29 protein-coding genes are annotated in these 25,858 nt (G+C 52.4%); 1 reads left to right on the forward strand and 28 read right to left on the reverse strand.

The features are described from left to right. Positions 1-17 precede the first annotated feature (17 nt). The 12 genes from ACZ5N7_RS10170 to ACZ5N7_RS10225 all read right to left on the reverse strand — a co-directional run bounded on the left by ACZ5N7_RS10170 (position 18) and on the right by ACZ5N7_RS10225 (position 8,536). Positions 18-518, reverse strand: a complete 501-nt coding sequence (locus ACZ5N7_RS10170; protein WP_464654066.1) for a DUF3892 domain-containing protein — start codon at positions 516-518, stop codon at positions 18-20. Positions 519-660: 142 nt separating this feature from the next. Then, entirely contained in the window at positions 661-1,482 is an 822-nt protein-coding gene (fdhD, locus tag ACZ5N7_RS10175) for a formate dehydrogenase accessory sulfurtransferase FdhD (protein ID WP_464654067.1), read from the reverse strand. Beyond that, positions 1,469-1,834, reverse strand: a complete 366-nt coding sequence (locus ACZ5N7_RS10180; protein ID WP_464654068.1) for a Na-translocating system protein MpsC family protein — start codon at positions 1,832-1,834, stop codon at positions 1,469-1,471. The genes fdhD and ACZ5N7_RS10180 overlap by 14 nt, the downstream gene beginning before the upstream one ends. 6 nt (positions 1,835-1,840) lie before the next feature. Next, a complete protein-coding gene (locus ACZ5N7_RS10185; RefSeq protein WP_464654069.1) occupies positions 1,841-2,248 on the reverse strand; it encodes a phosphate-starvation-inducible protein PsiE in 408 nt (135 codons plus the stop codon). Positions 2,249-2,259: 11 nt separating this feature from the next. Further along, on the reverse strand, positions 2,260-2,739 hold the full coding sequence (locus ACZ5N7_RS10190; RefSeq protein WP_464654070.1) for a helical membrane plugin domain-containing protein: 480 nt from the start codon (positions 2,737-2,739) through the stop codon (positions 2,260-2,262). Positions 2,740-2,741: 2 nt separating this feature from the next. Beyond that, positions 2,742-5,708 (reverse strand): formate dehydrogenase subunit alpha, encoded by a 2,967-nt coding sequence (gene fdhF, locus ACZ5N7_RS10195; RefSeq protein ID WP_464654071.1) that lies wholly within the window; start codon positions 5,706-5,708, stop codon positions 2,742-2,744. A 196-nt stretch (positions 5,709-5,904) separates the two neighbouring features. Then, positions 5,905-6,120: a hypothetical protein gene (locus ACZ5N7_RS10200; protein WP_464654072.1), complete on the reverse strand. Its 216-nt coding sequence runs from the start codon at positions 6,118-6,120 to the stop codon at positions 5,905-5,907. Between the two features lie 142 nt (positions 6,121-6,262). Beyond that, a complete protein-coding gene (locus ACZ5N7_RS10205) occupies positions 6,263-6,559 on the reverse strand; it encodes a spore coat protein (protein ID WP_464654073.1) in 297 nt (98 codons plus the stop codon). Beyond that, positions 6,559-6,771 (reverse strand): hypothetical protein, encoded by a 213-nt coding sequence (locus ACZ5N7_RS10210; protein ID WP_464654074.1) that lies wholly within the window; start codon positions 6,769-6,771, stop codon positions 6,559-6,561. The genes ACZ5N7_RS10205 and ACZ5N7_RS10210 overlap by 1 nt, the downstream gene beginning before the upstream one ends. A 21-nt stretch (positions 6,772-6,792) precedes the next feature. Next, on the reverse strand, positions 6,793-7,929 hold the full coding sequence (locus ACZ5N7_RS10215) for a zinc-dependent alcohol dehydrogenase (RefSeq protein WP_464654075.1): 1,137 nt from the start codon (positions 7,927-7,929) through the stop codon (positions 6,793-6,795). 21 nt (positions 7,930-7,950) lie between these two features. Continuing rightward, entirely contained in the window at positions 7,951-8,313 is a 363-nt protein-coding gene (locus tag ACZ5N7_RS10220; RefSeq protein WP_464654076.1) for a spore coat protein, read from the reverse strand. A gap of 16 nt (positions 8,314-8,329) precedes the next feature. Then, positions 8,330-8,536, reverse strand: coding sequence for a spore coat protein (locus tag ACZ5N7_RS10225; RefSeq protein WP_464654077.1), 207 nt, complete (start codon positions 8,534-8,536; stop codon positions 8,330-8,332). Between the two features lie 195 nt (positions 8,537-8,731). On the opposite strand from ACZ5N7_RS10225, the gene ACZ5N7_RS10230 reads away from it, so the two are divergent. Further along, the gene (locus tag ACZ5N7_RS10230) at positions 8,732-8,962 is read left to right on the forward strand and encodes a hypothetical protein (protein WP_464654078.1); all 231 of its coding nucleotides are present in this window, start codon (positions 8,732-8,734) and stop codon (positions 8,960-8,962) included. A gap of 34 nt (positions 8,963-8,996) precedes the next feature. Here ACZ5N7_RS10230 and ACZ5N7_RS10235 read toward each other — a convergent pair whose 3' ends face one another. The 16 genes from ACZ5N7_RS10235 to ACZ5N7_RS10310 form a co-directional block, all read right to left on the reverse strand. Next, positions 8,997-10,097 carry a GerAB/ArcD/ProY family transporter gene (locus ACZ5N7_RS10235; protein WP_464654079.1) on the reverse strand — a complete coding sequence of 367 codons (1,101 nt, stop codon included), beginning with the start codon at positions 10,095-10,097 and terminating at the stop codon, positions 8,997-8,999. Between the two features lie 24 nt (positions 10,098-10,121). Then, positions 10,122-11,348 (reverse strand): Ger(x)C family spore germination protein, encoded by a 1,227-nt coding sequence (locus ACZ5N7_RS10240; protein ID WP_464654080.1) that lies wholly within the window; start codon positions 11,346-11,348, stop codon positions 10,122-10,124. Further along, positions 11,338-12,924, reverse strand: a complete 1,587-nt coding sequence (locus ACZ5N7_RS10245) for a spore germination protein (protein WP_464659224.1) — start codon at positions 12,922-12,924, stop codon at positions 11,338-11,340. Before ACZ5N7_RS10245 ends, ACZ5N7_RS10240 begins: the two co-directional genes overlap by 11 nt. Before the next feature lie 300 nt (positions 12,925-13,224). Further along, a complete protein-coding gene (locus ACZ5N7_RS10250; RefSeq protein WP_464654081.1) occupies positions 13,225-14,052 on the reverse strand; it encodes a sugar phosphate isomerase/epimerase family protein in 828 nt (275 codons plus the stop codon). 48 nt (positions 14,053-14,100) lie between these two features. After that, the gene (locus ACZ5N7_RS10255; protein ID WP_464654082.1) at positions 14,101-15,228 is read right to left on the reverse strand and encodes a Gfo/Idh/MocA family protein; all 1,128 of its coding nucleotides are present in this window, start codon (positions 15,226-15,228) and stop codon (positions 14,101-14,103) included. Between the two features lie 19 nt (positions 15,229-15,247). Further along, positions 15,248-17,239 (reverse strand): YjhG/YagF family D-xylonate dehydratase, encoded by a 1,992-nt coding sequence (locus tag ACZ5N7_RS10260; RefSeq protein ID WP_464654083.1) that lies wholly within the window; start codon positions 17,237-17,239, stop codon positions 15,248-15,250. Positions 17,240-17,256: 17 nt separating this feature from the next. Then, positions 17,257-18,030, reverse strand: coding sequence for an SDR family NAD(P)-dependent oxidoreductase (locus ACZ5N7_RS10265; protein WP_464659226.1), 774 nt, complete (start codon positions 18,028-18,030; stop codon positions 17,257-17,259). A 45-nt stretch (positions 18,031-18,075) separates the two neighbouring features. Continuing rightward, positions 18,076-19,047, reverse strand: coding sequence for a sugar phosphate isomerase/epimerase family protein (locus ACZ5N7_RS10270; protein WP_464654084.1), 972 nt, complete (start codon positions 19,045-19,047; stop codon positions 18,076-18,078). 27 nt (positions 19,048-19,074) lie between these two features. Further along, positions 19,075-19,836, reverse strand: coding sequence for an SDR family NAD(P)-dependent oxidoreductase (locus tag ACZ5N7_RS10275; protein ID WP_464654085.1), 762 nt, complete (start codon positions 19,834-19,836; stop codon positions 19,075-19,077). A gap of 42 nt (positions 19,837-19,878) precedes the next feature. After that, positions 19,879-20,646, reverse strand: coding sequence for an alpha/beta hydrolase (locus tag ACZ5N7_RS10280; protein ID WP_464654086.1), 768 nt, complete (start codon positions 20,644-20,646; stop codon positions 19,879-19,881). 98 nt (positions 20,647-20,744) lie between these two features. Continuing rightward, positions 20,745-21,515, reverse strand: coding sequence for an SDR family NAD(P)-dependent oxidoreductase (locus ACZ5N7_RS10285; protein ID WP_464654087.1), 771 nt, complete (start codon positions 21,513-21,515; stop codon positions 20,745-20,747). 37 nt (positions 21,516-21,552) lie between these two features. Next, the gene (locus ACZ5N7_RS10290) at positions 21,553-22,383 is read right to left on the reverse strand and encodes a sugar phosphate isomerase/epimerase family protein (protein WP_464654088.1); all 831 of its coding nucleotides are present in this window, start codon (positions 22,381-22,383) and stop codon (positions 21,553-21,555) included. A 33-nt stretch (positions 22,384-22,416) separates the two neighbouring features. Continuing rightward, positions 22,417-23,469, reverse strand: coding sequence for an oxidoreductase (locus ACZ5N7_RS10295; RefSeq protein ID WP_464654089.1), 1,053 nt, complete (start codon positions 23,467-23,469; stop codon positions 22,417-22,419). 17 nt (positions 23,470-23,486) lie between these two features. Next, positions 23,487-23,900: a sugar phosphate isomerase/epimerase family protein gene (locus ACZ5N7_RS10300; RefSeq protein ID WP_464654090.1), complete on the reverse strand. Its 414-nt coding sequence runs from the start codon at positions 23,898-23,900 to the stop codon at positions 23,487-23,489. Between the two features lie 78 nt (positions 23,901-23,978). Further along, entirely contained in the window at positions 23,979-24,848 is an 870-nt protein-coding gene (locus tag ACZ5N7_RS10305; protein WP_464654091.1) for a sugar phosphate isomerase/epimerase family protein, read from the reverse strand. A 4-nt stretch (positions 24,849-24,852) separates the two neighbouring features. After that, positions 24,853-25,851 carry a Gfo/Idh/MocA family protein gene (locus ACZ5N7_RS10310; RefSeq protein WP_464654092.1) on the reverse strand — a complete coding sequence of 333 codons (999 nt, stop codon included), beginning with the start codon at positions 25,849-25,851 and terminating at the stop codon, positions 24,853-24,855. Between the last annotated feature and the right edge of the window lie 7 nt (positions 25,852-25,858).

The raw sequence follows: 25,858 nt of genomic DNA on the forward strand, positions 1-25,858 counted from the left end.
AGGTGCGCGTGTGGGCATTAGAAACGGGGCAGGTTCGACAGATTGTTGCCTGGATAACCGTCGGGATAGGATCTCAGCGTCTTTTGGCCTTCACGGTTCCTGCCTGTGTTTACGTCTTCTATCATGCCCGCTTCCGCCATAGCTATGGCATACGCGATGTCCGCTACGGTCCCGTCCTGAAACTGTACGGCGCTGATCCCGCCCCCATCATAGCGGACGGCCCGGATGATCGCCTTATTCGGATCAATTGTGTGGGGACCTGCTCCATACTGGGTTCCATCTCGCATAAAAGTGCCGTACTGGACCGGTTGGCCGTCAGGGCCATAGCCGGTGTAGCCCCCTTGAAAGCCCACGCTGCGGGCATCCGCATTGTTAATACCTGTGTTGCGCTGCCCATATGGGGCATTCAAGCTGCCTGCCTCCGCATTCTCGTAAACTGGAGACGGGCCCATTTGTTGATTCATCATCCCATACTGCTGACTTTGGCTGTTTTGCAGCCCGCGTCGGCGTCGCGGCATAGACAGACCAGCTCCTTTCGTTAGGATGTTTGCCAACATTTATAGCATGCGTCGCTTTTATGAACGTTATGCCAACCGTAAGCCGGCGGAACTGCAAGACAGGCATGCCGCCGCAGCAGCATGCCTGTTTCCATGCAGGATTCTATGGAGTGTCACTTGGTGCGCTTCCCGGGCATGACAAGATCCGCTCAGGATGCGTATAGACATTAAACGATTGATTTCGGATGAATCCCAGCGTCGTCATGCCCAGCTGATCCGCGAGCTGCAGGGCCAATTCGGTAGGGGCCGATTTGGACAGCAGGACGGCGCAGCCGATTTTGGACGTCTTGACCACGATTTCGCTGGAAATCCTGCCGCTGAAGACCAGCGCTTTGTCCTCGAGCGAAATGTCGTTTTTCAGACAATGGCCGTAGATTTTATCAAGCGCGTTGTGCCGTCCGATGTCCACTCGAGATATGACTACGCCATCGCGGTCACAGAGAGCGGCGTTGTGGACGCCGCCTGTCCGCTGAAACGTGTCGGCCTGCGACTGCATCATCTGCATCAGGGAAATGCATTGCTCCGGCGTAAAAGAAATCGGGTTCCGATGCATCTTTTTGGCGGTCATGGCGTCATTGACGAAATAAAAGCCCTGCCGGGACATCCCGCAGCATGATGTAATGTACCGCTTCGAATGGAACCGGTCGTACAGGTCGTTCCTTTGGTCCACTGTCACGTGCGCGAAGCCCAGGGAACGGTCGATCCACAGATTTTTTATGTCCGATGCGCGTGAGATCACATGCTCCGAAGCCAAAAATCCGACCACCAGATCTTCCATATATTCGGGCGTACATACCATTGTCGCAAATTCCCGTTCGTTCAGCTTGATCGTCAGCGCAAACTCGGTGACCACCGTATCTTCCCGTTTGGACCACTCGCCTTGATCATAGTGAAACATCGTTCGATTCGTTTCAATCCGTTCCATTGACATCGCTCCTGATCGGCTGTTCAAAAATAAACACCGAGACGGCCTCATCTTCTTTTACATGAATGTCGGAAAACAAGCTCAAAAATTTGGAGCCTATCAATTCTTCCATTCCCTCCGGCACCTGGCGCTCGTAGTATTCCTGGATCAGCCTCGTCCGGGCTTGATGGACCATATGGACGCCCTGCTCGGTCTGAGTCAAGAACTTTTCCACCGGCGTCAAATTGCCTCTCATCATTGTAATCGCCATGTTGTCCACAAACACCGTCCTCACATCGTGAGGGCTTTTTCCGAACAATTCCTTTCGGACCCTGCGGACCATCTCGTTGAATAAATGCTCTTTCTTCTGCATCGCATATCATCCTTCCGAGGATTTTCTCTTGCCTCTCGGGTCAAGCAAAAGGTAGCCGATAAGCAGCAAAACGATCACCACGGACAGCAGCAGATTCTGCGTCGCATTATCCCGGCTGATAATGATAAACCGAAGGGTGGCTGTAATCCCGATATACAGCAAATATCTGATCGGAAAATGGTAGTCCTCTTTAAAATAAACCACGATCATTGAGACGAACGCGAAATACAAAAAGAAATTCACCACTTCAGCGAGCACTTCATGCACCTGCGAGGAGCCATGCCACGCGAGAACTGCAATGGAAACGACTTCTTTGACCATGAGGCACAGGAGAACCAGCATAACGGCGATCAAAGACACGTTCATCATAAATTGCGCGGACTGGATGACATTACGGTTCCATTTGGAAGTCATTAGACAGGCTCCTATTCTTTTAATCCTCGGCCCAGGCCTTTGAGCAGGTTCAGCCCGAAGGTCAATGCGCGATTTATGTCCGGGTCCGTCATGACTTTCATCAGGGTCCACACGCTGGTAGTTTCGTTGTCCGACAATCCTTGCTGCGCTTTTTTCAGTCCCTCCGCAAGACTTGCCATAAGCTTCTTCGTCGTTTCAGGTTCGATTGAAGTGAGAGCGCCGGCTGCTGCCATGGCGTTGTTCATCATGTTGGTCACAGGCGGACGCAGCATTTGATTCACGGCAATCTCCGCCACCTGTTCCTTTGCTTCCAGGAGCGCCTGGAGAGCGGGCAGAATGCCGCTCCCGTTCAACTCCTGCAGCAGTTTTGCGGTTTGCTTCACCCCGTCCGCGTTCTCGATCAAGGTGCCGATCAATTGATTGAGAGTCTGTTCGTTTTGCTGCTGCGGCGTTGGTTCCGGACTTTGTACAGTAGTGATCGGTTTAGCCACGGTTAGTTCCCTCCTTGACGGGAGCCGGGTTTGATATATTCATTCGTATCCGCGATAGGGTCGTAATCGGACCGGCCCCATTTGCGGAAAACTTCCACGCCCATTTGCGGTGTCCGTTTGGCGTTGCGCGGATTGTATTTAGGAAGCGGATTTTTCCCTTCCAGCTGCAGGATCTGCATACGCACCTTGATTTGCTTGTAGGCCGGAGTGTTCGTTTGAACGTCGAACGACCCGCCTGTGAGCAGATTCACCGCGCTCTCGTGGCTTGCGGAGTGCATTGGAACGTAAATGTTGTGTCCTTCCATACGGTCGGTGACCACCACGCGAAGTTTTATCGCGCCATATGGCGATTCCAGACGCACCAGCGTTCCGTCAAGGACTCCCCGCTCTTTGGCCAGTTCAGGAGAAATTTCCACGAAAACTTCAGGGAATTTATATTGAATGCCTTCGGATTTGTTTGTAAGGTTGCCCTCGTGGAAATGCTCCAGCAAACGTCCGTTGTCGAGCGTCAAATCGAACTCTTCCGGGAATTTCACAGGCGGCACATAGTCGAGGATCGCGAGCCGCGCTTTTTTATCAGGGAAGTTAAATCCATCGGTAAAGAGAAGCGGCGTATTGCTGCCGTCCGGCGATCCCCAATGGAAGCTGTTCCAGCCTGCCAGAACGCCATAATCGCACTGCGAGAAGAACGGCGTAAGGGAGGCCATTTCGGCGAAAATTTCACTCGGATGGCTGTAGTTCCAGTCAAATCCCAGACGGTTAGCCAGTTGGCTGAAGATCCACCAGTCGGGTTTGCTGTCCCCCAGCGGGTCAAGCGCTTGATAAAGACGCTGTACGCGGCGCTCGGTATTGGTAAATGTTCCGTCTTTTTCAAGGGAAGGAGCAGCCGGCAGAATGACATCGGCAAATTGGGCCGTCGTAGTCAGGAAGATGTCCTGCACCACAAGGAAGTCAACATTCGCCAGAATATCCTGAGTATGGTTGGAGTCTGCATCCACCCAGGCCATGTCTTCCCCAGAGATGTACATCGCCTTCATGTCGCCGCGGTGAATCGCCTCAAGCATTTGTATGTTATCCATACCCGGCTTAGCTGGAATTTGAACGCCGTAGGCTTCTTCGAATTTCGAGCGGATCGCATCGTTTGCCACCGGCTGGTAGCCGGGGAAAATATTAGGCATCGTTCCCATGTCGGCCGCGCCTTGAACGTTATTATGTCCACGCAGCGGATATGCACCCGCGCCGGGACGCATAAAATTACCCGTAACAAGCAGCAGGTTCGCAATAGCGGCCGATGTATGCGAGCCTGCTATATTTTGAGTGACGCCCATGCCCCAACAGATTACAGTGCCGTCCGCGTCGCGGATCATTTCCGCCACCCGGATCAAGGTTTCTTTGGAAATGCCTGTTTCCTGTTCGGCAAATTCCAATGTGAATCTCTCAATCAATCTAAGATATTCGGGATAGAAATTAACATGCTGTTCGATAAACTCAGGTTTGTGCCATTTCTGGTCGATCATATACTTAGCCACGGCGGTTAGCCACACATAGTCGGTTCCTTGCTTCGGACGGATAAACAGATCCGCGCGATCGGCCATTTCATGCTTGCGAAGGTCTACTGTGATCAGCTTCTGGCCGTGCAGCTTTTGTGCGCGTTTGATGCGAGTCGCGAAAACAGGATGTCCTTCGGCGGGGGAACATCCGACCAGGATCACAAGACCTGCGGCCGCAATGTCATGGATCGAACCGGAGTCGCCGCCAATACCGCCGGTTTGCTGCAGGCCCCAAGAAGCCGGAGACTGGCAGTACCGGGAGCAGTTATCGACGTTATTGGTTTGGAACACTTGACGGGCCAATTTCTGCATCAAGTAGTTCTCTTCGTTAGTCATCTTGGAAGAACTGATGAATCCGATCGCGTCGCTGCCGTAAGTCTGCTTGACGCCAGCAAGCTTTTCCGCAACCAGAGTCAGCGCCTCATCCCAGGAGGCTTCCACAAACGAATCGCCTTTGCGGATGAGCGGTGTGGTTAAACGCTGGTCGGCATTGACGAAATCCCAGCCGAATTTCCCTTTGACGCAAGTGGAGATACTGTTGACCGGCGCTTGCTCCACAGGTTCGATTTTAAGGATTTTGCGGTCCTTCGTCCACACCTCGAAGCTGCAGCCGACTCCGCAGAACGTACAAACCGTCTTGGTTTTCTTCGTCCGTGTGTCACGCATGGAAGCTTCCACTTCGGAAAGCGCAAAAATCGTTTTGTAATCGGGCTCCACTTCTTTAACCAAATCGATCATCGGTTGAAGCACAGGGTCTTTGATGCCGGAAAGGAAGCCTGCTTCCCCAAGCATCGATTTCTCTTGTAGGGCGTTGCAAGGGCACACCGTTACGCAATGCCCGCAGGACACGCAGGACGATTCGTTGATCGGCTTCCCTCCATCCCAAAGGACCCGCGGCATTCCCGCTTCCCAATCGATGGACAGAGTTTCATTGACCTGCAAATCCTGGCAGGCTTCTACACACCGTCCGCAAAGAATACATTGATCGGCGTCATACCGGTAAAAAGGATTGGACATGTCCTTTTCATAGCCTTTGCTGCGGAAAGGACGTGTCTGGTGTTCGACCTCCAGCAGTTCGGCGGTATTGTGGACACGGCAGTTCCCGTTGTTATTATCGCAAACTGTGCAGTACAGCAGATGGTTCTCCAAAATGCGGTCCATGGCTTCGGCCTGCGCACCTTTGGCGCGGTCCGATTGCGTTTCAATGACCATTCCGTCCTTGATCTCGGTCGCGCAGGCGCGCACCAGTTGGCCATTGACCTCGACCATGCAGGTGTCGCATGTCTGGATCGGGCCCATGACCTCGGAGTAACAAATATGCGGGTGCTCGACGCCTTCTTTGAGCAAGTGGTCGAGAATGCGCGTCTGGCCGTCAACTTCTTGTGTCTGCCCATTAATGGTTACAGAAATGGATCTCATGTAGAATTGCCTCCTTTAAAATAAAAAGATCCATCATAAAGCAACCATTTACCTTTACCGGTAATGGCTGGTCTTTATGATGGATGTATAGCCGGCATCGCAAAATGCCTTTTACCAATCCAATCATCCAAACTATCCATAGTGGATGAACTTCATACCAAGTCCACCCGCCATCGCATTGTTACTTATGATAGACCTACTGGCCCGATGTGTCAATGGAACGGGCAAATTTATCTTTGCCGGCTGCCCCTGCCGGACTGTCGGGACCGTAACCCAGCATTTTACAGAAGGACGGATTGACTCGCAGCCAAACGCCGTCGTCGGGTGAGACTATCGCAATACCAGTCGGGGCATACATGTAGGCATGATGAAATATCGTGCCGATTTCTTCCACCGGATGATTCTTACGCAACCCCTCTCCCCGTGTTATCGTCTATTTCGAACCTCAAATTATGGGAATAATTCCAACGCGAACCGGTTTCAATTGCTGCTGCATAACAAAAAAACCTCCATGAACTCGGCATGAAGGCTGATTCGGTGCTGCGGACTGACGATCAGGAGGGAATATTTAAAGCGGTCTGGGCATTATTACGATCAAGCTGGATTTGCTCGGTTACATCATATGGATGGTAAAAACCTCTTTGCATCATATAAGCCGTGATTTGCTCGTGTGTCTCGACGGCTTCCTCAAGATGCTTGCGCAGCACCGTTTTAATCTCGGGTGTGGCGGTTTCTGTGAGGGCCAGCGAGTACATTTTGATCCCCGATTTAGCCGAAATGAGAAAATCCGCCGCAATGACCTGGTCGGTCAGCATGTTCATTCCCGTTAAATTTTCAATGATCCTGTTCATTATCTCATCTCCTGTTTCATCGCGTTTGAAAGCAATCCGTCCAGCTCCTGGATCTGCCCGGTGGACATCCGGACGTCCCGTTGTAAAATATTCTTCAGATCATTGTCTTCGACAAGAGCCTGCATGGTTTTGGATTTAGTCATGCAAACCGTTTTGAATACGGTGAGCTCATGCAGCTCTAGCGTTTCGTGCAGCCCGTATTTGGTATCCATTTGATTATTCACCTCCGGCAGCTATGGCTTCAGAACGACTTTAATGCAGCCGTCCGTTTTGGTATCGAAAAATTCATATCCTTTTTTGGCTTGGTCGAGCGGTATGACATGGGTGACCACATCCCCCGGATCTACTTTGCCTTCTGCTATAAGGTTGTACAGGTGCGGCATATAAGGGATGACCGGCGCCTGCCCGGACCTGATATTAATGTTTCTCTGGAAAATATCTCCCAGCGGGAAGGCGTTATACCGCATGCCGTAAGCTCCCGTGATCTGGATGGTGCCGCCTTTGCGCACAGCCTGGGCAGCTATCACGAGCGCGCCCATGGAACCGCCCTGCAGCTTCAAACCGGTCGCAAGAAATTCCAGCGGCGTCATCTTGCCATCCATGCCGACACAGTCCAATACAACGTCAGCCCCGCCCTGCGTAATTTCTTTCAGGTGAGTTCCTATATTTTGCTCCTGCTCAAAATTTATCGTTTCAACCTTATTAGTGCGTTTGGCGTGCTCCAGGCGGTAATCGACATAATCGACCGCAATGACCCTTTTTGCGCCTTTCAGCCAAGCGAATTTTTGCGAGAGCAGTCCAACCGGACCGCATCCAAGCACAATGACCGTGTCCCCGTCTTTTACTCCGGCGTTATCGACCGTCCAGTAAGCAGTCGACATCGCGTCGGCGATCAGCACCAGTTTCTCGTCTTCCACTTCACAGTTGTCAGGAAGCCGGAAAGGGGTGAAATTGCCGTACGGCACCCGCATGAACTCGGCCTGCCCTCCGGCATACCCGCCGAAAGTTTCGGAATATCCGAAGTAGCCCCCGGCCTCCCCGTGAGGGTTCGAGTTGTCGCACTGGCTGGTCAGCTCATGCTTGCAGAAAAAGCATTCACCGCAGGCCACGTTGAAAGGAATAACGACGCGGTCCCCTTTTTTCACTTTGGTTACGTCCGGGCCCGTTTCTTCGACAATTCCCATCGGTTCATGCCCGATAATATAGTCCTGCGGGAAATTGGGGACCATTCCGTGAATCAAATGCAAATCCGACCCGCAGATCGCCGTACTGGTGAGTTTGACAATGATATCGTCCGGTTTTTCGATTTTGGGATCTTGAACCTCTTTGACCCTCACATCTTTGATGCCTTGATACGTTACGGCTTTCATTATAGGGATGACCTCCTAATTTTAATGATCCAGGTCTGCGAATGTGCCAAGGCGGGAGGTGTGGTCAGGGAAAATCTTCATCTCGGCAATCTGGACCGTCGTCTTCGCGGACTTCATATCCAGCTGGTATTGTTGGTCCAGATTATAGGGATGCAGCCAACCTTTGCTGATCATAAGCTGGGCGATCTCCTCATGAAGCTGAAGGGCTTCCTCCAGCTGCCTCCGCAGGATCTTTCTGGCGTCAGGCGTAGCCGTTTCCGACAGTGCCACTGAGCAGTTTCTAACCCCATTCTTGGCAGCCATCAAAAAATCGAGGGCAAACATCGAGTCGGCCATGTTGGGCATTCCTTTGGAGTTGATCGGGTCTAAATAATCGTAGTTCAATGTTACATGCCTCCTGTTAATGGATTGGAGCCTTTGTATAAATGTTCTGCAGTTCCTTGATCGCTCTCATCGACTGCTCTACGTCTTTTTGCATCAGTGCTTTCAGGTCTTTATCAAAAACCAGGCCCTGCATCATTTTCGACTTGGTCAAACAAATCGTTTTGAAATTCAGCATTTCATGGATTTCCATTGATTCATGCGGCGCCAAACTTTGTCGTTCCATCTTGCCCTTCACCTCCACTCATTGAACAATGCTATTTTCTCCATAACATTTGAGGCTATCCATTCACCATAACTTCAAATCCGCAGTAGGGAACATGAGTTCAAATGAGCGTGCAACATACATAATTGATCCGGGTTTGGTTAGATTAACCTTTGTAAATTCCGATCAAGCGTCGCCTGAGGAGCTGTTTGCCGCATGAAAATAATCTTTGCTTTTTTCCTGTTTTTTCTAATGAGCGTAGCCTTAGTTATAGTGATGGATCTGATGATGGGGCTGAATCTTTCCATGTCGCTTAGAAATCTTGCAAACCCTTTCCGCGTCATGACTATCCCGGAGTATGCCATCTTCGTTGTCCTGCTGTCAGCTGTATTCATTCCTCCTGTTGTCTCTTACCTCAAACAAAAGGAAACAGGCCAAAACCGGTAAATAGCCGCAGTTTGCGCTCAGCTTAAAGGACGGTTTACGGACGGTATAGGCCAAACCGTTTGCGGATCAGATGGACTGCCAAAAGCAACACGGGAATTACGGCAGAAAAAAGGGGCAGCAGAAATATTAGATTAAGTTTCCCTTCTTGCAAATGCTCCGGGAAATTGCTTGCCAGCATCATTGAGGAGTATAGGACGATGATTCCGACAGGCAGCACCAGCCTTTGCAGTTTCGGCACCTTGAATAAATCCGAGGCCACTATCACTGCGGCATAACAAAAGATTGCGACCTTGAAAAAGTCGCCGATAAAGAATGTGAGGATCGCAATGATATCCATCCGCTGCAGGAAATCGGCCAGGTTCACTTTGCCGATCGTTGTCAATAAAGGAAAGACAGCCCGGCCGTAAATGTCCTCCCCAAGAACAGAGATTTGAATTGCATGCGTCACACTTAATATAATGCCGCTGAACAACAGGGCGGTCAATCCTGTCTTCCTCCCAGATCGGCGTTTATTTAAAAAGGGAAGCATCGTGGTAAAACAAATCATTTCACCGAACGGAAACATGAATATATTGGGATATGCTGCCGTTAATATGGGTTTCCACCCTTTTTCTAACAATGGAAGCAGATTCTTAAGATCGATTATTCCGGAAAACAGCACAGACAGATTGCCCAAAAAACCTAAAACAATCAGTATGACCAGGTAGATTTCTCCCGTTCTTGCCAGCACTTCGATCCCTTTATGGAGTACATAAACAACCGCAACAATCATCAAAGCATTAATTGCAAACAGCGGCGTCCGGTCATACACAGAGGTGATGAGCAGGTCGCCTGCATCACGCAGGTCCCTTGCAGCGATATAAATAAAAAAAGCAACATATAACAGCCCTAAGGGCCATCCGACATATTTGCCGAGAATTTTCCGAGCATATCCGCTTATAGGCAGATCGGGATATTGACGAAAAAGATACTCATAAACGAGAAATAACAGGATCCCCCCTAATAAAGCCAACAGGATCGAGAGCCAGACACCCCTTTGTACCGTTAGTCCCACTGGAACAACAATTGCGGTACCGAGTTCAAACAACACGATCAAAGCGAACAATTGCTTTGCGTTAATCCTCGCTTTTTCCATTTCATCCTGTTCCGCCCTTCATGGTCACTCTTGTTCCTCTTTTTTTGACATATACGGTTTCAACCGCATGCCTGTACGCCGGATGTAAGCATCCACCTGGACGTCTACTTCACTTTCAGCAAAAGATTTGCCCCAGTCTTTCTTCATTTTCTCCCACGCTTTCGGGTTTGTCCGATTCACGGCTTCTCCAAAACCAAAGATATCGCTTTGTTCGCTCTGGGCGGCTTTCACAGCCTTCATGACTTCTGTCTTTGTCTCCGTTGCCCACTCTTGTTCAAGTCCGTTGATTATCTCTGCCTTGCTCAGGTCAATTGGACATTTAGCCTCGAGCACATTTCCTTCTTCCCGTATACGGATATGGAAAATCGGCTTCCCGTCCTGGACTTCCGCCTTAACATCCGTATGTGAACGAATATTTTCTATGCCGATGGCATTTTTTTTATCTTTACAATCAAGACTGACAATAGTGCCCTTCATTTTATTTTTAATCCATACGGTTCCACGCGCCTCAGGTCCATCCAGCCAGCGTTTTAGCTTTCCGTCCTTGAAAAGGGCTATCCCTTTGATATCCAGCTCGGCTGGCAGTGCAGACCGTTCCACATTGGATTTCTTATATCCTGCTTCCGGGTCCCCGACGAGTTGGACTCCGCTGATAATCGGATCTCCTTTGCTTGATAACGACTTAATCAGGTCATCAATTTGGACTTTACTATTCTCAGACCAAAGTTTGGCCGTATTTTTGATTTTCCCTGCAACAGCATTTGCCGGTATTTTCTCCAATGGCGTCAGGGTTCTGAGAATCGGATAAGCTTCGCTTCCTCTTGCGACAAGCACCATAGTAGTGAGACGGGCCTTATGTGACCGTTCGAAAATGTCAAATAAGTCCTGTATTCCATCCTTTGCAAAATCTTCTCCAATGATCAGCAGCTGCAGATGCGGAAAGAAAAGCTGCCGCGGCGATTTTTGCGATGATTTGCGGACCGCTTCTGCCAGAGTACTGCCTGTTCCCGTATAGACCGTTACCGGGGTAACAGTTAGTCCTCCTCCTCCTCCTCCAGTTGTTCCTGTCGCTATGGCACCCGGATTGATAATTTGAAACGATACCCGATATTGATCTGTTTTTGGCGCCTTATCTACCCCCATCGCCATGACAATCGCCATATTTTTCAGCTCATTGCTGTCCCAGCAGCCTGTCAGCAGCAGCACCGCTCCAAAAAGAATAACGGTTCGTAACCCCCATTTAGCTTTCATCCATATCCCCCTTAGACATATTGCTTTTTTGCTTGGGAGGAGAAGGCTGCAGATTTCGTCCCATCCTGGTCTTGTTATTTGAGCCGATCAACCGGGGTCTGGTAAGGAGTGACCATAAGGGCAAACGCAGCACTGCATCCTTCTGGTCCGCCGCAATGAACGGGCCAAGAGGAGACATATAAGGAACCCCGAAAGAACGCAAGCTGCACATATGGGCAATGATGATTATGTTGCTGATTGCAATCCCGTAAAAACCAAATGTCGCAGCTGCAATCATGATCACAAACCGGAGCAAACGAATGGAAATCGACATATTGAAAGCCGGTGTGGCAAAACTGGCAATCCCGGTAATAGATACCACGATCACCATAGCTGACGATACAATCCCCGCTTGCACCGCCGCCTGCCCCAATACGAGCGCGCCTACAATCGATACCGCTTGACCGATCGCCCGCGGCATTCGAACGCCTGCCTCGCGCAGAATCTCAAAAGTGACTTCCATCATTAAAGCCTCGACAAGCGCAGGGAAAGGGACATTTTCCCGCTGTGCCGCCAGGCTGATCAATAGAGGAGTTGGAATCATCTCCTGGTGGAAGGTGATGGCCGCAATATAGATAGAAGGGCCCAATAATGAAATCAAAAAGGATACGTACCTCAGCAATCGAATCATCGTTGAGATATCGTAACGTTGATAGTAGTCTTCAGCGGATTGAAAATACATAAAAAACGTAGCTGGAGCAATGAGGACAAAAGGCGTACCGTCCACGAAAATGGCTATTCGGCCTTCCAACAAATTCGCGGCGACGCTATCCGGCCGCTCGGTATTGTAAAGCATCGGAAATGGGCTGAAGGTTTGATCCTGGATCAGCTCTTCGATATAAGCGGATTCGAGGATGCCGTCAATTTGTATACCCTTAAGCCTTTTCTTTACTTCCTGCACGATTTCATCGTTGGCAATCCCTTTGATATACATGATCCCCACGTTCGTTTGGGTCACATCGCCGATTTGCATACCCTCTAACCACAGATTAGGGCTTTTAATCCGCCGGCGGACAAGGGAAATATTAGTCGCGATGGACTCCGTAAAACCGTCCTTCGGTCCTCGAATGACCACTTGGGACGACGGTTCCTCAACCGCCCTCGATTCCCCTCCTCTCGTGCTGCTGCTGATCGCTTCGGCGGAGCCGTCGATTAGGATGACCGTATCTCCAGATAATATGCCCGTTAGTAATGCGTTCCAATCTTTGATGACCTTTACTTCTCCGACTGCCAAAGCATTATATTTGATGATATCAAGGACATTTTTATCGGATGCCAGGTTTTTGAATGTCTCCTCGGCAGTATCGATCATTAAGGAACGCATGACAAAATCGTCGACCAATTTCTTGTCGATCAAATTGTCGATGAAAACCGCGGCCGCTTGAACCTGCAGGCTTGCAATCCGGAATTCCCGGATAACCACATCCGGGCTGTTTCCAAACTTCTGCCGAATCTGCTTCATATTGATTTTTAAGTCACGGGGAAGGGGTGTTGTGGCATCGCTCGCCGTTTCTTCGTTTCCATTGCCCCTGTTCATATTTCTACGAAGCCGGCCTTTAAAGGACAAGCTTATCCCCCCTGCTTCAACATATATAGACATTTATTGACATAAGATTTTTTTTTATACGTGTGTATGGCGAACGTGGACTGCGGGAGGGAGAAGCTGCGGAAAATCAAAAAGGGGAAACCTTAAGGCTTCCCAATTTATACTGACCAAAAGAAGACCGCCCACTGAAAAGGCGCTTAATGTAATTCATTCAGCTTGACAAACCCATTCAGAGCCTAATATAAAGCATAATTATGCGGATTCTACGTAAAAGGGTATGGGTTCCTCACGTCACAGGAAAGGAGTAGCAAGCTCCTTTACCCGTTCAATCCCTTCCCACATGTCATGCGGTCCGTCATATACGATGGTGATGGGTCCTTCGAAGCCGGACTGCTTGACAATCTCCATGCACTCCAGGAATTCTTCCCTGTCGGGAAGCCCTTGCATGTCCGTCAGCGCCTTTGCATGAATCGACTCGCTGCGGGGTACGATCTTTTGCAGCTCTTCGTATTTTTGCGGTCCTTTGAAATTGCCGAAATCCGCAATCAAACCAAGACGATCGCCGCAAGCGTCCAGAAGGGCGAGACAATTGTCCGCGCTTGAAGAAAGGGGACGGAAATTTTCCGTCACTATACGGACTCCTTTGCCGGAGGCGTAATCGCACAGAAATCGCAGCGACTCGATCGATCGGGCAAGAGCCGTCCGGTTGGCAGGATCCGCGTCGCCTGCAATGATGCGGACACGCTCGGCGCCTGCCAAAGCCGCGATGTCTATCCACTGCATCATCCATTCGATGTCCGACTTTCTGCGGGCCGGATTTTCACTGGAAATGTCGCCATAATCGATGAGCAGCGTGTATAAACGGATACCCGTTTCTTCCAGCGAGCTCCGCAGCTGGCGTAAATAATCTTCGCTGGTATCGGGAATCTGGAAATGGCATATATCCAAACTGCGGTAGCCCTTATCCGCGATATAAGCCGGCAGCTCCAGTAGCGAAATCGTCTCGGGCTGAACATTGATGTCGGTCGATTGGGTTCCTTTTTCTTCGTCCCAGCGGGTCCAGCGCAATGGTCCCAGGTTCCGGTGCAAGCTCCATGTAGTCAGAGATAAATAAGGCATTTTCTTCACCCCTCAGTGTAATTTCCAGTCTATAAAACGAGTGTTCGGTTAATCCAGCTTGTTGTACTTGAGGCCCATCGGCAGCGGAGCGGGACGCTCGACCGCGGATTGAATATGAACATGCTTCTCCGATACCGACGCTTCAAAAATGCTCAGCGAAATATCCAGAACGTGCTGAGCCAATCGGCCGTTTGCCCGATGAGCTCTGCCCGTTCTGACCGCATAAGCCATATCGGCCACTCCGATTCCCCGGCTGTCCTCGGTAAATCCGTGCGAGAGCGGAAGCTCCTTTGTCTGTCCGGTGCTGAATTGAATGCGGATTGTACTGTCGAGGCCAGGGACAGGTCCAAAAAAGTTCGGATCAGGCACAGTCATATTGCCTTCCGTCCCGAAGATTTCAAGCCTCGGCTTATAGCCGAAGCTTTCTTTGGCCGCCTGCAGGCTCGCTATCGCCCCATTGTGAAAATCGAGTACAGCCGTGACATTGGTAGGCGCTTCCACCGGAACGGTATCCCCATAGCGGGTGGATTTGGGGTTGTGGACGGTTACTTCCTTGTGCAGCTGGCCAGCCGACCCGGTTACTCTCCGCACAGGTCCCAGCAGGTTAACGAGTGCCGTCAAATAATAAGGCCCCATGTCCATAAGCGGATCGCCGCCAAGCTTCAGGAAATTGTGGAAGTTCGGATGCGTGCCGTCTCCTGCGTGACCCATAATAATGGTTGCGTTTGCAGCATAGGGGGTGCCGATCCACCCTTCATCGATCAGTTTCCGGCAAGTTTGCAGCCCGGCTCCCAGGAAGGTATCGGGCGCGCAGCCGACAAGCAAACCCTTGGACTCGGAAAGCGCCAATATTTCGTGTGCGTCTTCGCGCGTCAGGGCAAAAGGCTTTTCGGTATACACATGCTTGCCGGCCTGGAGCGCATTCAAATTTATCTGTGCGTGTGCCGCGGGAGCCGTCAAATTGAGAACGATCTCAATTTCCGGATTGGCAAGCAGCTCCTCGACCGTACAGGCCACCGGGATATTGAACTCTTCCGCGCGTTTTACGGCGAGCTCGGGCACCTGGTCGGCGCAGGCGGCAACTTCCACAATATGATTAAAAACCTGCGTGCAGTTCTTCAGGTAAATACCGCTTATCATTCCGCATCCAATAAGGCCGATTTTCACTTTCTGCATCACAATCACCTTCCTTATTTTACTTTCCGCTTTCTCTATCCAGTTGCAAATAAGTGTGACCCGCATTCAGTACCTCGATGATCCGATCCACGTCGTAGACACTTCCGCGCCACGTCCCTCCGCTTGCGGCCTGCAGAGCCGCCCACAGCCTCGTATCGTCCGGCAATTGCGGATCCGGTTGAAGCTCAGGATGAGGAGCGCGCAAAGCGAGGATTTCCGCCCCGGCTTCCGGACTGAACCGCTCTTCCTCCTGCCCTATGAAGTTCACGCTTCCTTCCAAACGGTTCACATCGATCGTCACTTCGACCAAGTCCCCGTTGCGAAGCTTTCCGATAGGGCCGCCGGCTAATGCTTCCGGACCTGCATGCCCGATGCATGCGCCTGTCGATACGCCGGAAAAACGCGCGTCCGTGATCAACGTGACATATTTGCCGAAAGGGAGATGCTTTAACGCGGAGGTCAGCTGGTAGGTTTCTTCCATCCCCGTCCCAGAAGGCCCCCTGCCCATTAAAATAAGGATGTCGCCTCTCACGATTTTTCCCTCTTTTATCGCCTTGACCGCCGCTTTTTCCGTTGTGAACACTTTAGCCCGGCCAGTGTGGCGATAGATGCCATCGTTCCCGACCAGCTCGGGATCAATGGACGTCGATTTGATGACAGAGCCCTCCGGCGCTAGGTTCCCTGTCGGGAAAGTAACCGTAGACGTCAAACCCCGCGTCTTGGCTTGTACGGGGCTCATGACGACATCACCCGGGTCGATGCCGTCCGTCTCCTTCAAATGCTTTCGGATCAAATATCTCCGCTCGGAAGACTCCCACCAGTCGAGCACTGCCGAAAGGCTTTCGCCTGCAACCGTCTTCACTTTCTCGTCCAGCAATCCGAGTTTCCGCAGATGCAGCATCACTTCCGGAACGCCTCCGGCCAGGAAAACTCGAACAGTCGGATGATATTCCGGTCCGTTCGGCAGAACGCTGACCAGGCGAGGCACATTTTTATTGATCCGGTTCCAATCGCCAACATCAGGAATGCGGCATTTCGCAGCATGCGCAACCGCAGGGATATGCAGCAGCAAATTGGTGGATCCGCCGAAAGCCGCATGAACGACCATGGCGTTCGCGATTGCGGCGTCGGTCAAAATATCGCCCATACGCAAGCCGCCCTGCTGCATCCGATAGATGGCCCTTGCGGATTGCCTGGCTATATTTTTCCACAACGGCTGCCCGGATGGCGCGAGGGCGGAATGCGGCAGGGCCATGCCAAGGGCCTCCGCCACTACCTGGGCCGTCGCCGCCGTTCCCAGGAATTGGCACCCCCCGCCCGGAGTCGCGCAAACACGGCAGCCCATATCCGCCGCTTCCTGCAGCGAAATTTGTCCCTGGGCAAAGCGGGCGCCTATCGTTTGGATCTTGGCCGCATCCTCGCCCTGCGTCGGCGGCAACGTAACCCCGCCGGGCACAATGATGCAGGGCAGATCGTGCATCGATGCAAGCGCGATCATGGTTGCGGGAAGTCCCTTGTCGCAGGTGCCGATTCCGATCACCCCGCTGCGGGTCGGCAGCGAGCGGATCAAGCGCCGATATACGATGGCCGCGTCATTGCGGTAAGGCAGGGAATCGAACATGCCGGTCGTTCCTTGGGAACGCCCGGCACAGGGATCGCTTATGTATCCCGCGAAAGGAACTCCTCCCAGTTCGCCAATTTCCAGCGCCGCCTCTTTCATCAGCAGGCCGACTTCCCAATGGCCGGTATGATAGCCGAGGGCGATCGGCGTGCCGTCGTCGGCCCGCAGTCCCCCTTGCGTGCTTAGAATCAGGATCTGCTTCCCGTTCAGACGATCCGGCTTCCAACCCATCCCTACATTTTGGCTGAGTCCGAATAAATCGCCGCTTGGCCAATTCAGAAGCATGTCGCTTGTCAGCGGAAGGGTTCCCTCCGGGCCGGGCGCATGAGTTTGGAGCCTAAAGCTTTCCGTGTCCTCCTGCCCCATGATAAAAGTCATCGCTTCGCTCATTTTTCACCTCGCCAAGGTTATTTCCAGCAGACGATCGTCTCGCCGGATAACGCATCGGACTGCGGCCCGCAGAGGAACAAAACGATGTTCGACATATCCTCTGGCTGGGCGATTCTCTGCAGTCGCGATCTTCCTTCCTCGCTTGCGACGGTCCTCGTTGCGAGGAAACGCGCGGTATAAGTCGGCGCCGGAGATATGCAGTTTACGTTCACGTCATATGGCCGCAGCTGCTCAGCTAAACTTCGCGTATATTGCGAAATCCCCATTTTTGCCGCAGCATAAATTACACCCTCCCGCACGGGCAGATGTCCGGCGATCGAGCCTACATTCACGATCTTCCCGAAGCGCCGCTCACGCATATGTATCCCGGCAAATTTACACGCGTACATTGTCGACAGCAAATTGCGTTCCACGACGGAACGAATATCGTCCACGGAAATATCCAGGGCATCATTAGGCTCAGGGCGAGGCGTTCTGCGGCCGATGTCGCCTCCGGCGTTGTTAACTAAAATATCGATCGAACCCAACGCCTGGATCGATTGTTCGATTAATGCTTTCACATGATCGGGGTCGGACAAATCGCCGGCGATAAATTCAGCCTTAACGCCGAGCCCGGCAATCTCTTTCGCAACGTCGCTGCCTGAAGCCGCTTCGTTAAATTGCACCGCCGCCTCTTCATTCACATCGTGAATGATCACACTCGCTCCCGCACGCGCCAGATCCAAAGCATATTGCTTTCCAAGGCCCCGGCTGGAACCGGTTACCAGTGCATTTTTCCCTGTCAAATCCATCGCTTCCACCCGCATCACCCCATTGGATAATTAAAAGCTCCATGTTTACGCATACCGCTTGAGCAAGGACGATAAATAGGCCATACCGATGTTCAATTCCTCGATTTCGTAACCGGCGATTTCGTCAGGCGATGCGCCTTTCTCGAAAGGCGTGCGCCAGTCGCCCCTGTTTCTTGCGTGATTCTCCACGAAGCGTAGCAAACGGGTCAACTGCCGAGCGGAGCGTTCAGGATACTCCGTCCAATAATCTTCCTCCAGCACCCGCACGTGTCTGGCTTCCAAAGCGCCGTGTTCCACGGACATGGTTACTTGCGGATTGACTTCATTAAAAATGCGCAGCAATTCAGGAAAGTCGATGACTCCTTGACCGAGCGGTTTGCGAACCAGCCGATAACCTTCCTCCGACCAATAGATCGCATAATCTTTCAAATGAACGTTTTTCACAAAAGGTGCAACCCGGCGAAAGAAGTCCACCGGCTCTTCAGCCGTCGCCAAAGGGTTTCCCGTGTCGAGCGTAATCCCGAACTTCCCGGAACCGATGCTTTCGCACAGCCAAAGCAGTTCTTCCGAGGCCAGGTCCTGATGATTTTCGACCGCAAGATTGGGGCCGTCCGGCTCCGCCGAATCCACAACCTCCTGCAGCGACCTTGTAATCGTTTCCAGGAACGGTTTCCACGAACCCGCCATATGGCGCCGGTCGCCTCCAAGCTTAGCCCCGCCGACAACCGTTCTTACCGTCAGCGCTCCGACCCGCTGCGCAAGCTGCATCGCTTCCTTCAGCCCCGCCGGGTCGAAGCCCGCAGCAGCAATATTGATAAACATCCCTTTCTTTCTCGCGCATTCGGCTGCCTCATCCGGATCGCCGCTCTTCAGAATGTCATAAGGGACCTCAATACCTTGAAGACCGTATGATTCGGCCATATTCATGAGCTCCACCGCCGTGATGCGGTCCCGATTCGTTTCCGGGTGGATCCCCATATAATAGACTGTCCCGTAGGCAGTTAGTCCATATTTCATTGATCGGGTGCCTCCTTGTTCCGTTCCTTATTCGGCGGTCCATCCGCCGTCGATTACGAGTGACGATCCGGTCATGAAGCTGGATAAATCGGAGGCGAGATAAATGATCAGTCCCGTCAATTCTTCCGGTTGGCCCCATCGCTTAACAGGCAAATGACTCAGGAAAAACTGGTTGGCTTCCGGATTATTGATAACCACCTGGTTCAATTCTGTAGCAAAAGGTCCCGGACAGACCGCGTTAACGGTAATGTTGTGTTCAGCCCATTCCAGGGCCATAACCTTGGTCAATTGAATTAAACCGCCTTTGCTCGAACAATAAGCGGACCTTTCGGCAAGCGCTACCGTACCCAGCATGGAGGCGATATTGATGATTCTCCCGAATTTCTGTTTGATCATCTGCGGGGCCACCGCTTTCGCGCACAAAAACGGAGCTTTCAGGTTCGTGTTCTGGACAAGGTCCCAGCTCAGCTCGTCATACTCCAGAATCGGTTTACGGATATTGACCCCGGCGTTGTTGACCAAAATATCCAAACGGCCGAAGGTTCCGACCACTTCCTCTACCATACGCCCAATTTGAACGGAGTCCGTCACATCCACGGCGATAGCTAAAGCGTCCCGCCCTGTTTCGCCACGGATCGCATCCGCGCTTTCTTTCGCTTTCTGTGCATCGCGGCTTGTCACGGCCACACTTGCCCCCGCTTTGGCCAGCGAGCGGGCAAATTCCAATCCCAATCCCTGACAGCCGCCTGTAATTACAGCAACTTTTCCATCCAGCCTAAAATCGACCATGCACCTATGCATCTCCTTTAGAAGAGAAAGTAGAATGACGGACTACTTGTTTAGCGGCAGCCATGCGAGTACATCCTGGATTTTGCTGTCCCAATAAGCCCAATCGTGGGCTCCCGGTCCTTCGTCATAAGTGAGCTCAAAGCTTGTCCCCTTGCAGGCGTCGCGGAAAACCACATTTTCCTCATATAAAAAATCTTCCGTGCCGCAGCATTGATAAAGCTTGGGCTTCGAATCGCTCTCCGTGTCCCTTTGCCCCAGCAGCCACATTAAGTCGTCCTCTGTCCCTTCCATCCCTTCATCGCCGAAGATCAGACGGTAATCCTGCATGGTGTTGCTTCTCTGCGCCATATTGAGCGCCCCTGATAAACTGGCTGCCGCTGCAAAGCGCTCAGGCTGGCGCAACGCCCATTTGAAAGCCCCGTAACCGCCCATGGACAAGCCGGCAACAAAGTTGTCTTCTTTCGCATCCGACAACGGGAAAAACGATTGCGCGATTTCAGGCAGCTCTTCGCTGATAAATGTCCAGTACTGGCTGCCATAAGCCATATCGGTGTAGAAGCTTCGATGCACCTGCGGCATGACTACCGCCAGCCCAAGCGGAGCTGCGTAACGTTCGATCGACGTGCGTCTGAGCCATATCGTGTCATCGTCCGACAACCCGTGCAAAAGATAGAGCGTCGGATGGCGTTTGCCGGATGAAGCCACATTTTCCATGCCGATCTGCTTCTTCGTTTGCTGCGGCAGGATGACGGTCATGGAAGTGCTTAAGCCAAGCACCTCGGAAAAAAAATGACATTGAATGAGAGCCATGTAAATCCTCCTATACGATAGAGTGAAAGCGCCGAGCCGCGTCATAGGCAGCATACGCTTTTCATGACCGGGGCGGGATGCACAGCTGTGCACGCAAATTACAAGCCGAGGCCCCCGTTTATGTGCAGCTCGGTGCCCGTCACTTGGCTGGCTTCGTCGGATAATAAAAAGACGGTGCCGTATGCCATGTCTTCCGGAGTTTGCATGCGTCCGCCAGGGATTCGGGATTCGGCCATTTTATTCAGTTCATCCGGGCTGAGGCCCATGTTTTGGTGCAGCTCAATCTCGCCTTCGGAGGCCACCCAGCCGACCGTAACCCAGTTGGAGCGGATGTGTTCCCCGGCGTAGTGGGCCGCAATGTGGCGGTTTAATGTAAGCATCGCACCCTTCGAGCAGGAGTAGGCCGCAAGCTCTTTGGCGCCTTTGTAGCCGTTCGTGGAACCGATGTGGACGATGGAGCCTCCGCCTGTTTTTAACATCGATTGAATCGCATACTTGGAGCAAAAGAAAGCGCCCTTCATATTGACCGCAAAAATCGAATCGAACAGCTCCTCCGATGTATCCACCATCGTACCCCGGGGGAAAATGCCCGCATTATTGACCAGGCCGTCAACTCTGCCGAAACGGCCCACCGCTTCATCGAACAGCTCCTTGCAGGCCTGTTCTCGGCTGATATCGCCTTTTACGAACAACGCTTCAGCACCATATTTTTCCTGGATATCCCGCACAACCCTTGTGCCGTCCTGCTCATTCCTGCCGTTGATGACAACGCGCGAACCCTCTGCGGCGCACATGTAAGCGATGCCTTTTCCGATTCCCTTTGTTCCCCCTGTCACGACGACAACCTTTTCGCTAAGCCTGTTTCCCATAGTTTTGTTTCACCCCGTTTATGTAATGAAGTTTCTTTCAGTCGCCTGCACTGTAAGTGTTCTTGACTGATTCCAATCCCGACCTGGCCACCTCGAGAGCGCTTTGCCCCCCATAGCTTTCGATAAACAGTTCCAGCGATAAATATCCTCTATAACCGATCTCGTACAGCGAACTGGCAAACCGCCGCGATGGCGCGCTGCCTTCTCCCGGAAAAACGCGGTGCCGGTCCTCAATCGCTTGTCTTGCCGGCTCGGCGGGATAATCGTTTACATGGACGATGCCGATCCGTTTCCCGTTCACATAGCTGAGGCTGTCCACGCTGCTGCCGCCCGTGTACATATGAAACGGGTCCAGCAAAATTTGCGCATCCGGCACACCGCTTTCCATCGCTACATACATCGCCTCGCTTAAGCGGGACAGTTTCCTGGCCCTGCCCCAAAATTCCAGATACGGCTTGATCCCGATGCTGCTTGCCAATTGCGAGAGCCTGGCAAAATTTTCAGCCATCCTGTCCAGGGAAACCTGTTCCACATCGCCAAAAGGAGGCGCCGCCACCGCGGCGCAGCCGAGCTCCGCAAGCATGGCCATTTCCTTCTCGGCCTGCACGTATGCCCGCTCCCTTATCGCATCGTCCTCATCCGACCACTTAAAAAAAGCAATCGCATTCACAACCGCTATGCCCGTGTCCGAGATGTACCTTTTCAATTGATTGACGGTGCCTCCGCCGGCGAGGTAAGCGTCCACATCTTTGACCCACAGCTCAATCCCCTCATATCCGGCTTCAGCCGCAATGCGCACCTGCTCACGGACATCCAGGCTAAAAGGAAACAAGGTCGACGCATTAAGCGCCGTTTTAAACGGAAACATCTCTGCTGCTCCTTTCTTTCTTGAAGATCACGCCTAGGGCGTCACTTCAAAGGTTCTTTTTTCGCTGCTGCTCTGCAGCCCCAGCTCGATCAACCGGATGGCCATGCGGGCCTGCTCCGGTTTGACGGCAAGCTCGTCGCGGCCTGTGACGGCGTCGTAAACATTTTGAAAGTAGGAGGTGTATGAGCCTGGCAACGTACGGATACGGCCCACATAATGGAGGCCCGCTATGGAGGTGTTCAGTGTTCCCCACCGGCTCTCCGGCTCAGTCCCCCAGTTCGGCTTTGACGGCGTTTCTCCGTTGATGAGCGCTTGCTCCTGCGGATCGATTCCATATTTGATAAATGAGCCTTCCGTCCCGTGCAGCGTATAACGCGGACCGCGCTCGCGCACCAGCAAGGAAGACTTCAGGCGCAGCCTTAACCCCTCTTCATAGCCCAACACCACACTGAAGTAATCGTCTGCCGCAGCGTTCCGGCGCGTGCTGCCGATATCGGCGTTGATCGTTGCCGGCGTGCCGAACAATGAAAGCGCCTGGTCGAGAAAATGCACGCCAAGATCATAAAACACACCCGAACCCGACGCGCCGCTGTCCCGCCAATTCGACCCTACTTTCGGGTGATAAGAATCCCAGCAAAATTCGGCTTCATTGATCCGGCCCAGCATCCCCCGGCGGACTATTTCCCGGACTGTGAGGAAATCTCCGTCCCAACGGCGGTTGTGGAACACGCTCAGCACTTTTCCCCTTTCCCGTGCCAGATCGATCAGCTCGTCCGCTTCGGCGGTTGTTACCGTGAACGGCTTTTCGACAATGACATGCTTCCCCGCCTGAAGGGCGTCCTTCACGAATTGGTAATGGTCGGTGCTGGGAGTGGTAACTACGATCAGGTCGATACTGCCGTCTCGGTATAAATCCTGGACATTGTCCACCACATCGACCCATGGATACCTCTCCTTGGACGACGTGCCGCTGCGCTGGACTACTTTTGCCAGGTTCAAATCGGGAACAGCCGTAATGACCGGCGCATGGAAGGTCCTGCCGGCAAAGCCATAGCCGATCAAGCCTACACGGAGTTGGTTGCCCATTGCGTGTCTCCCCCTTTTTACCGCTCGATAATATCCATTCTGTTCAAATTGCGGTAGCTGATCGCCAAGCTTTCGAACGGGTCTCTGCGGCTCTCATCCTGTTCCACGACAAGCCATTCGGTGCCGACTTTCTCCGCCATTTGCACGATCTCCGTAAAATCGAGAATGCCTTCCCCGATTTCCGCAAAAAATTGTTCGTCCCCTTCCTCCATATCCTTGATATGAAGCAGCGGACAGCGGTTATGCAGCTTTTCGAGGTATTCCGCCGGATCTTCCCCACCGCGTTTCACCCAGTACGTATCCAGTTCCAGCTTTACATACTCGGCATCGGTTTCACGCAGCAAAATATCAAAAATGTATTCGCCGCCGATTTTCTTGAACTCCCAGTCATGAATCGTATACGGCTGCAAAGCGATTGGAAACCTTTTCATTTTTAACCGTCCTTCGCGTTTAATCCAATAGAAACGGGATCAGGAGGATATCCGAATCCCCCTCATCCCTGACGTATTTTATTTAAAATATAAAGCCAAATGTTGGGCAGCCTTGACAATCCCTTCTCGTTCCTTCTCCAAAGTGCCCCAGAACCGGTGGTCCTCCAGCTCAATGCTGACGGCCCCCCGGTACCCCAGACGGTCGAGGCGAACCGCTACCTTGCTCCATTCCACCTCGCCGTGCCCTGGAATCGTATATCTCCATGAGCCTTCCGAAAATCCGTACTTGGCGCCGAAGGTTGCAGGCAGAATACCGCACTCATACAATTCGTCATGCAGGATTTCGGTATCTTTGCCGTGGCAGTGGTTCACTCTCTCGCCGAACTCCGTCAGCGCCCGCAAATAATCGATTCCCAGACGAACAAGATGGGACGGGTCATAATTCAGCCCGAAATGCTTCGAAGGAATCGCCTCGAACATCGCGCGCCACATCTCCGGAGTGCAGCCAATCGTCGGATATTGGGGAGCGGGTCCGGGCCAGCCCTCTATGGCGATATACACGCCTTCGCGTTCCGCATGGCGGACGAGGTCCGGGAACGTATCCTTCCAAATCGCGAAGCTTTCCTCGCGTGGTGTGTTGCGGTCCTCCGGCACGAGGCACATGAACATAACCCGGGCGCCCAAGCCGGACATCTCGGTCATCTGTTTCTTTACCGCTTCAACAGCGTTCATCCGGCGAGAGTCGTCACGGCTTAACAGACCGCCCATCTCGACCGAATCGACGGAACCGATACCCATACCCGCTGCGTCACAAATTTGCTTCACTTCCGGCGTGAGCCTCTGTACATCGAGTACGTCAAGCCCTGCTTGTGCACTCCAGGAAGCCAACCGCTCCAGCCCTTCCCCGCCCATTTTGGGCGGGATGCGCATGCCTATTTTGAAACCCATGTTCTTATTGAGCCTCCTCTACAAGCTGCTCGGAGAAAGCGGAGTACGGATTATAGCCTGCCACTTGATAGATCATTTCGGTCAATTTCACCACTTTGAGAGCAAAGCTGCCGGGCACCATCACTTCATGCCGTCCCAGGATGGCATCCACGAAGCTCTTGTCCTGGTTCGTCGTTTGCTTCGGCAGATCCGGCACCACCGGTTCCTGTCCGAGACGCCGAATTGTGATGTTACCGTTATCATAGAAGATGCCGCCGTCCTCGCCGCAGAAGACATACGTTTCATGCCAGCATGGTGCGAAGCCCACTATGTTGACTCCAGCGACCGGGCCTTCCTCAAAGCGGAGGGATGTGAACGAATCGATCTCCACCGGGGCCCCGTGCTGATGCAGCTGCACCTTCACATCGGCCGGGGTCAAATCCGTCGTCCAGAGCAGCACATCCATGATATGGCTGCCCGAATCCATCAGCATGCCGCCGCCCGATAACTCGGGTACCTGCCGCCACAGCCCGGTCGTACCCTGCTTCCATTCCTGGTACAGCGACGCTGTGACGGATGTGAGCTTGCCTATCGTCCCATCGGCAATGGCCGACCGAATATACAGAAACTCCGGCTGGAAATGGCGCTGATAGGAAACCTGCAGTATTTTGCCCGCTCTGTTCGCGGTTTCAATCAATAGCTCCGACTCCGCGGACGAACAGGTCATCGGCTTCTCAATCAATACGTGGCAGCCATGGTTCAATACATCGGTCGCCTGCTGGAAATGCAGCGTATGGGGAGAGCAAATAACAACTGCATCCAGTTCCACCTGATTCAGCATCTCCAAATATCCGTCAAACTGCTTGACGCTTTGGAGCCCAAACTTGAAAACGAATTTATCCCTGTTTGCGGCACTGGTATCCGCGATAGCCGCGAACTCCACTTCTTCCAGTTCCTGCAGCTGGCGTGCATGCAAATGTGCGATGCCTCCGGTACCGATCATACCCAAACGAATTTTTCCCATGTCCTTG

Source organism: Paenibacillus sp. JCM 18996 (assembly GCF_055392555.1).

Coding starts and splice junctions, on each gene's coding strand:
- ACZ5N7_RS10170 (WP_464654066.1), bottom strand. CDS start 518: ATGCCGCGACGCCGACGCGGGCTGCAAAACAGCCAAAGTCAGCAGTAT.
- fdhD (WP_464654067.1), bottom strand. CDS start 1,482: ATGGAACGGATTGAAACGAATCGAACGATGTTTCACTATGATCAAGGC.
- ACZ5N7_RS10180 (WP_464654068.1), bottom strand. CDS start 1,834: ATGCAGAAGAAAGAGCATTTATTCAACGAGATGGTCCGCAGGGTCCGA.
- ACZ5N7_RS10185 (WP_464654069.1), bottom strand. CDS start 2,248: ATGACTTCCAAATGGAACCGTAATGTCATCCAGTCCGCGCAATTTATG.
- fdhF (WP_464654071.1), bottom strand. CDS start 5,708: ATGAGATCCATTTCTGTAACCATTAATGGGCAGACACAAGAAGTTGAC.
- ACZ5N7_RS10205 (WP_464654073.1), bottom strand. CDS start 6,559: ATGAACAGGATCATTGAAAATTTAACGGGAATGAACATGCTGACCGAC.
- ACZ5N7_RS10210 (WP_464654074.1), bottom strand. CDS start 6,771: ATGGATACCAAATACGGGCTGCACGAAACGCTAGAGCTGCATGAGCTC.
- ACZ5N7_RS10215 (WP_464654075.1), bottom strand. CDS start 7,929: ATGAAAGCCGTAACGTATCAAGGCATCAAAGATGTGAGGGTCAAAGAG.
- ACZ5N7_RS10225 (WP_464654077.1), bottom strand. CDS start 8,536: ATGGAACGACAAAGTTTGGCGCCGCATGAATCAATGGAAATCCATGAA.
- ACZ5N7_RS10230 (WP_464654078.1), top strand. CDS start 8,732: ATGAAAATAATCTTTGCTTTTTTCCTGTTTTTTCTAATGAGCGTAGCC.
- ACZ5N7_RS10235 (WP_464654079.1), bottom strand. CDS start 10,097: ATGGAAAAAGCGAGGATTAACGCAAAGCAATTGTTCGCTTTGATCGTG.
- ACZ5N7_RS10240 (WP_464654080.1), bottom strand. CDS start 11,348: ATGAAAGCTAAATGGGGGTTACGAACCGTTATTCTTTTTGGAGCGGTG.
- ACZ5N7_RS10245 (WP_464659224.1), bottom strand. CDS start 12,924: ATGAACAGGGGCAATGGAAACGAAGAAACGGCGAGCGATGCCACAACA.
- ACZ5N7_RS10250 (WP_464654081.1), bottom strand. CDS start 14,052: ATGCCTTATTTATCTCTGACTACATGGAGCTTGCACCGGAACCTGGGA.
- ACZ5N7_RS10255 (WP_464654082.1), bottom strand. CDS start 15,228: ATGCAGAAAGTGAAAATCGGCCTTATTGGATGCGGAATGATAAGCGGT.
- ACZ5N7_RS10260 (WP_464654083.1), bottom strand. CDS start 17,239: ATGAGCGAAGCGATGACTTTTATCATGGGGCAGGAGGACACGGAAAGC.
- ACZ5N7_RS10265 (WP_464659226.1), bottom strand. CDS start 18,030: ATGGATTTGACAGGGAAAAATGCACTGGTAACCGGTTCCAGCCGGGGC.
- ACZ5N7_RS10270 (WP_464654084.1), bottom strand. CDS start 19,047: ATGAAATATGGACTAACTGCCTACGGGACAGTCTATTATATGGGGATC.
- ACZ5N7_RS10275 (WP_464654085.1), bottom strand. CDS start 19,836: ATGGTCGATTTTAGGCTGGATGGAAAAGTTGCTGTAATTACAGGCGGC.
- ACZ5N7_RS10280 (WP_464654086.1), bottom strand. CDS start 20,646: ATGGCTCTCATTCAATGTCATTTTTTTTCCGAGGTGCTTGGCTTAAGC.
- ACZ5N7_RS10285 (WP_464654087.1), bottom strand. CDS start 21,515: ATGGGAAACAGGCTTAGCGAAAAGGTTGTCGTCGTGACAGGGGGAACA.
- ACZ5N7_RS10290 (WP_464654088.1), bottom strand. CDS start 22,383: ATGTTTCCGTTTAAAACGGCGCTTAATGCGTCGACCTTGTTTCCTTTT.
- ACZ5N7_RS10295 (WP_464654089.1), bottom strand. CDS start 23,469: ATGGGCAACCAACTCCGTGTAGGCTTGATCGGCTATGGCTTTGCCGGC.
- ACZ5N7_RS10300 (WP_464654090.1), bottom strand. CDS start 23,900: ATGAAAAGGTTTCCAATCGCTTTGCAGCCGTATACGATTCATGACTGG.
- ACZ5N7_RS10305 (WP_464654091.1), bottom strand. CDS start 24,848: ATGGGTTTCAAAATAGGCATGCGCATCCCGCCCAAAATGGGCGGGGAA.
- ACZ5N7_RS10310 (WP_464654092.1), bottom strand. CDS start 25,851: ATGGGAAAAATTCGTTTGGGTATGATCGGTACCGGAGGCATCGCACAT.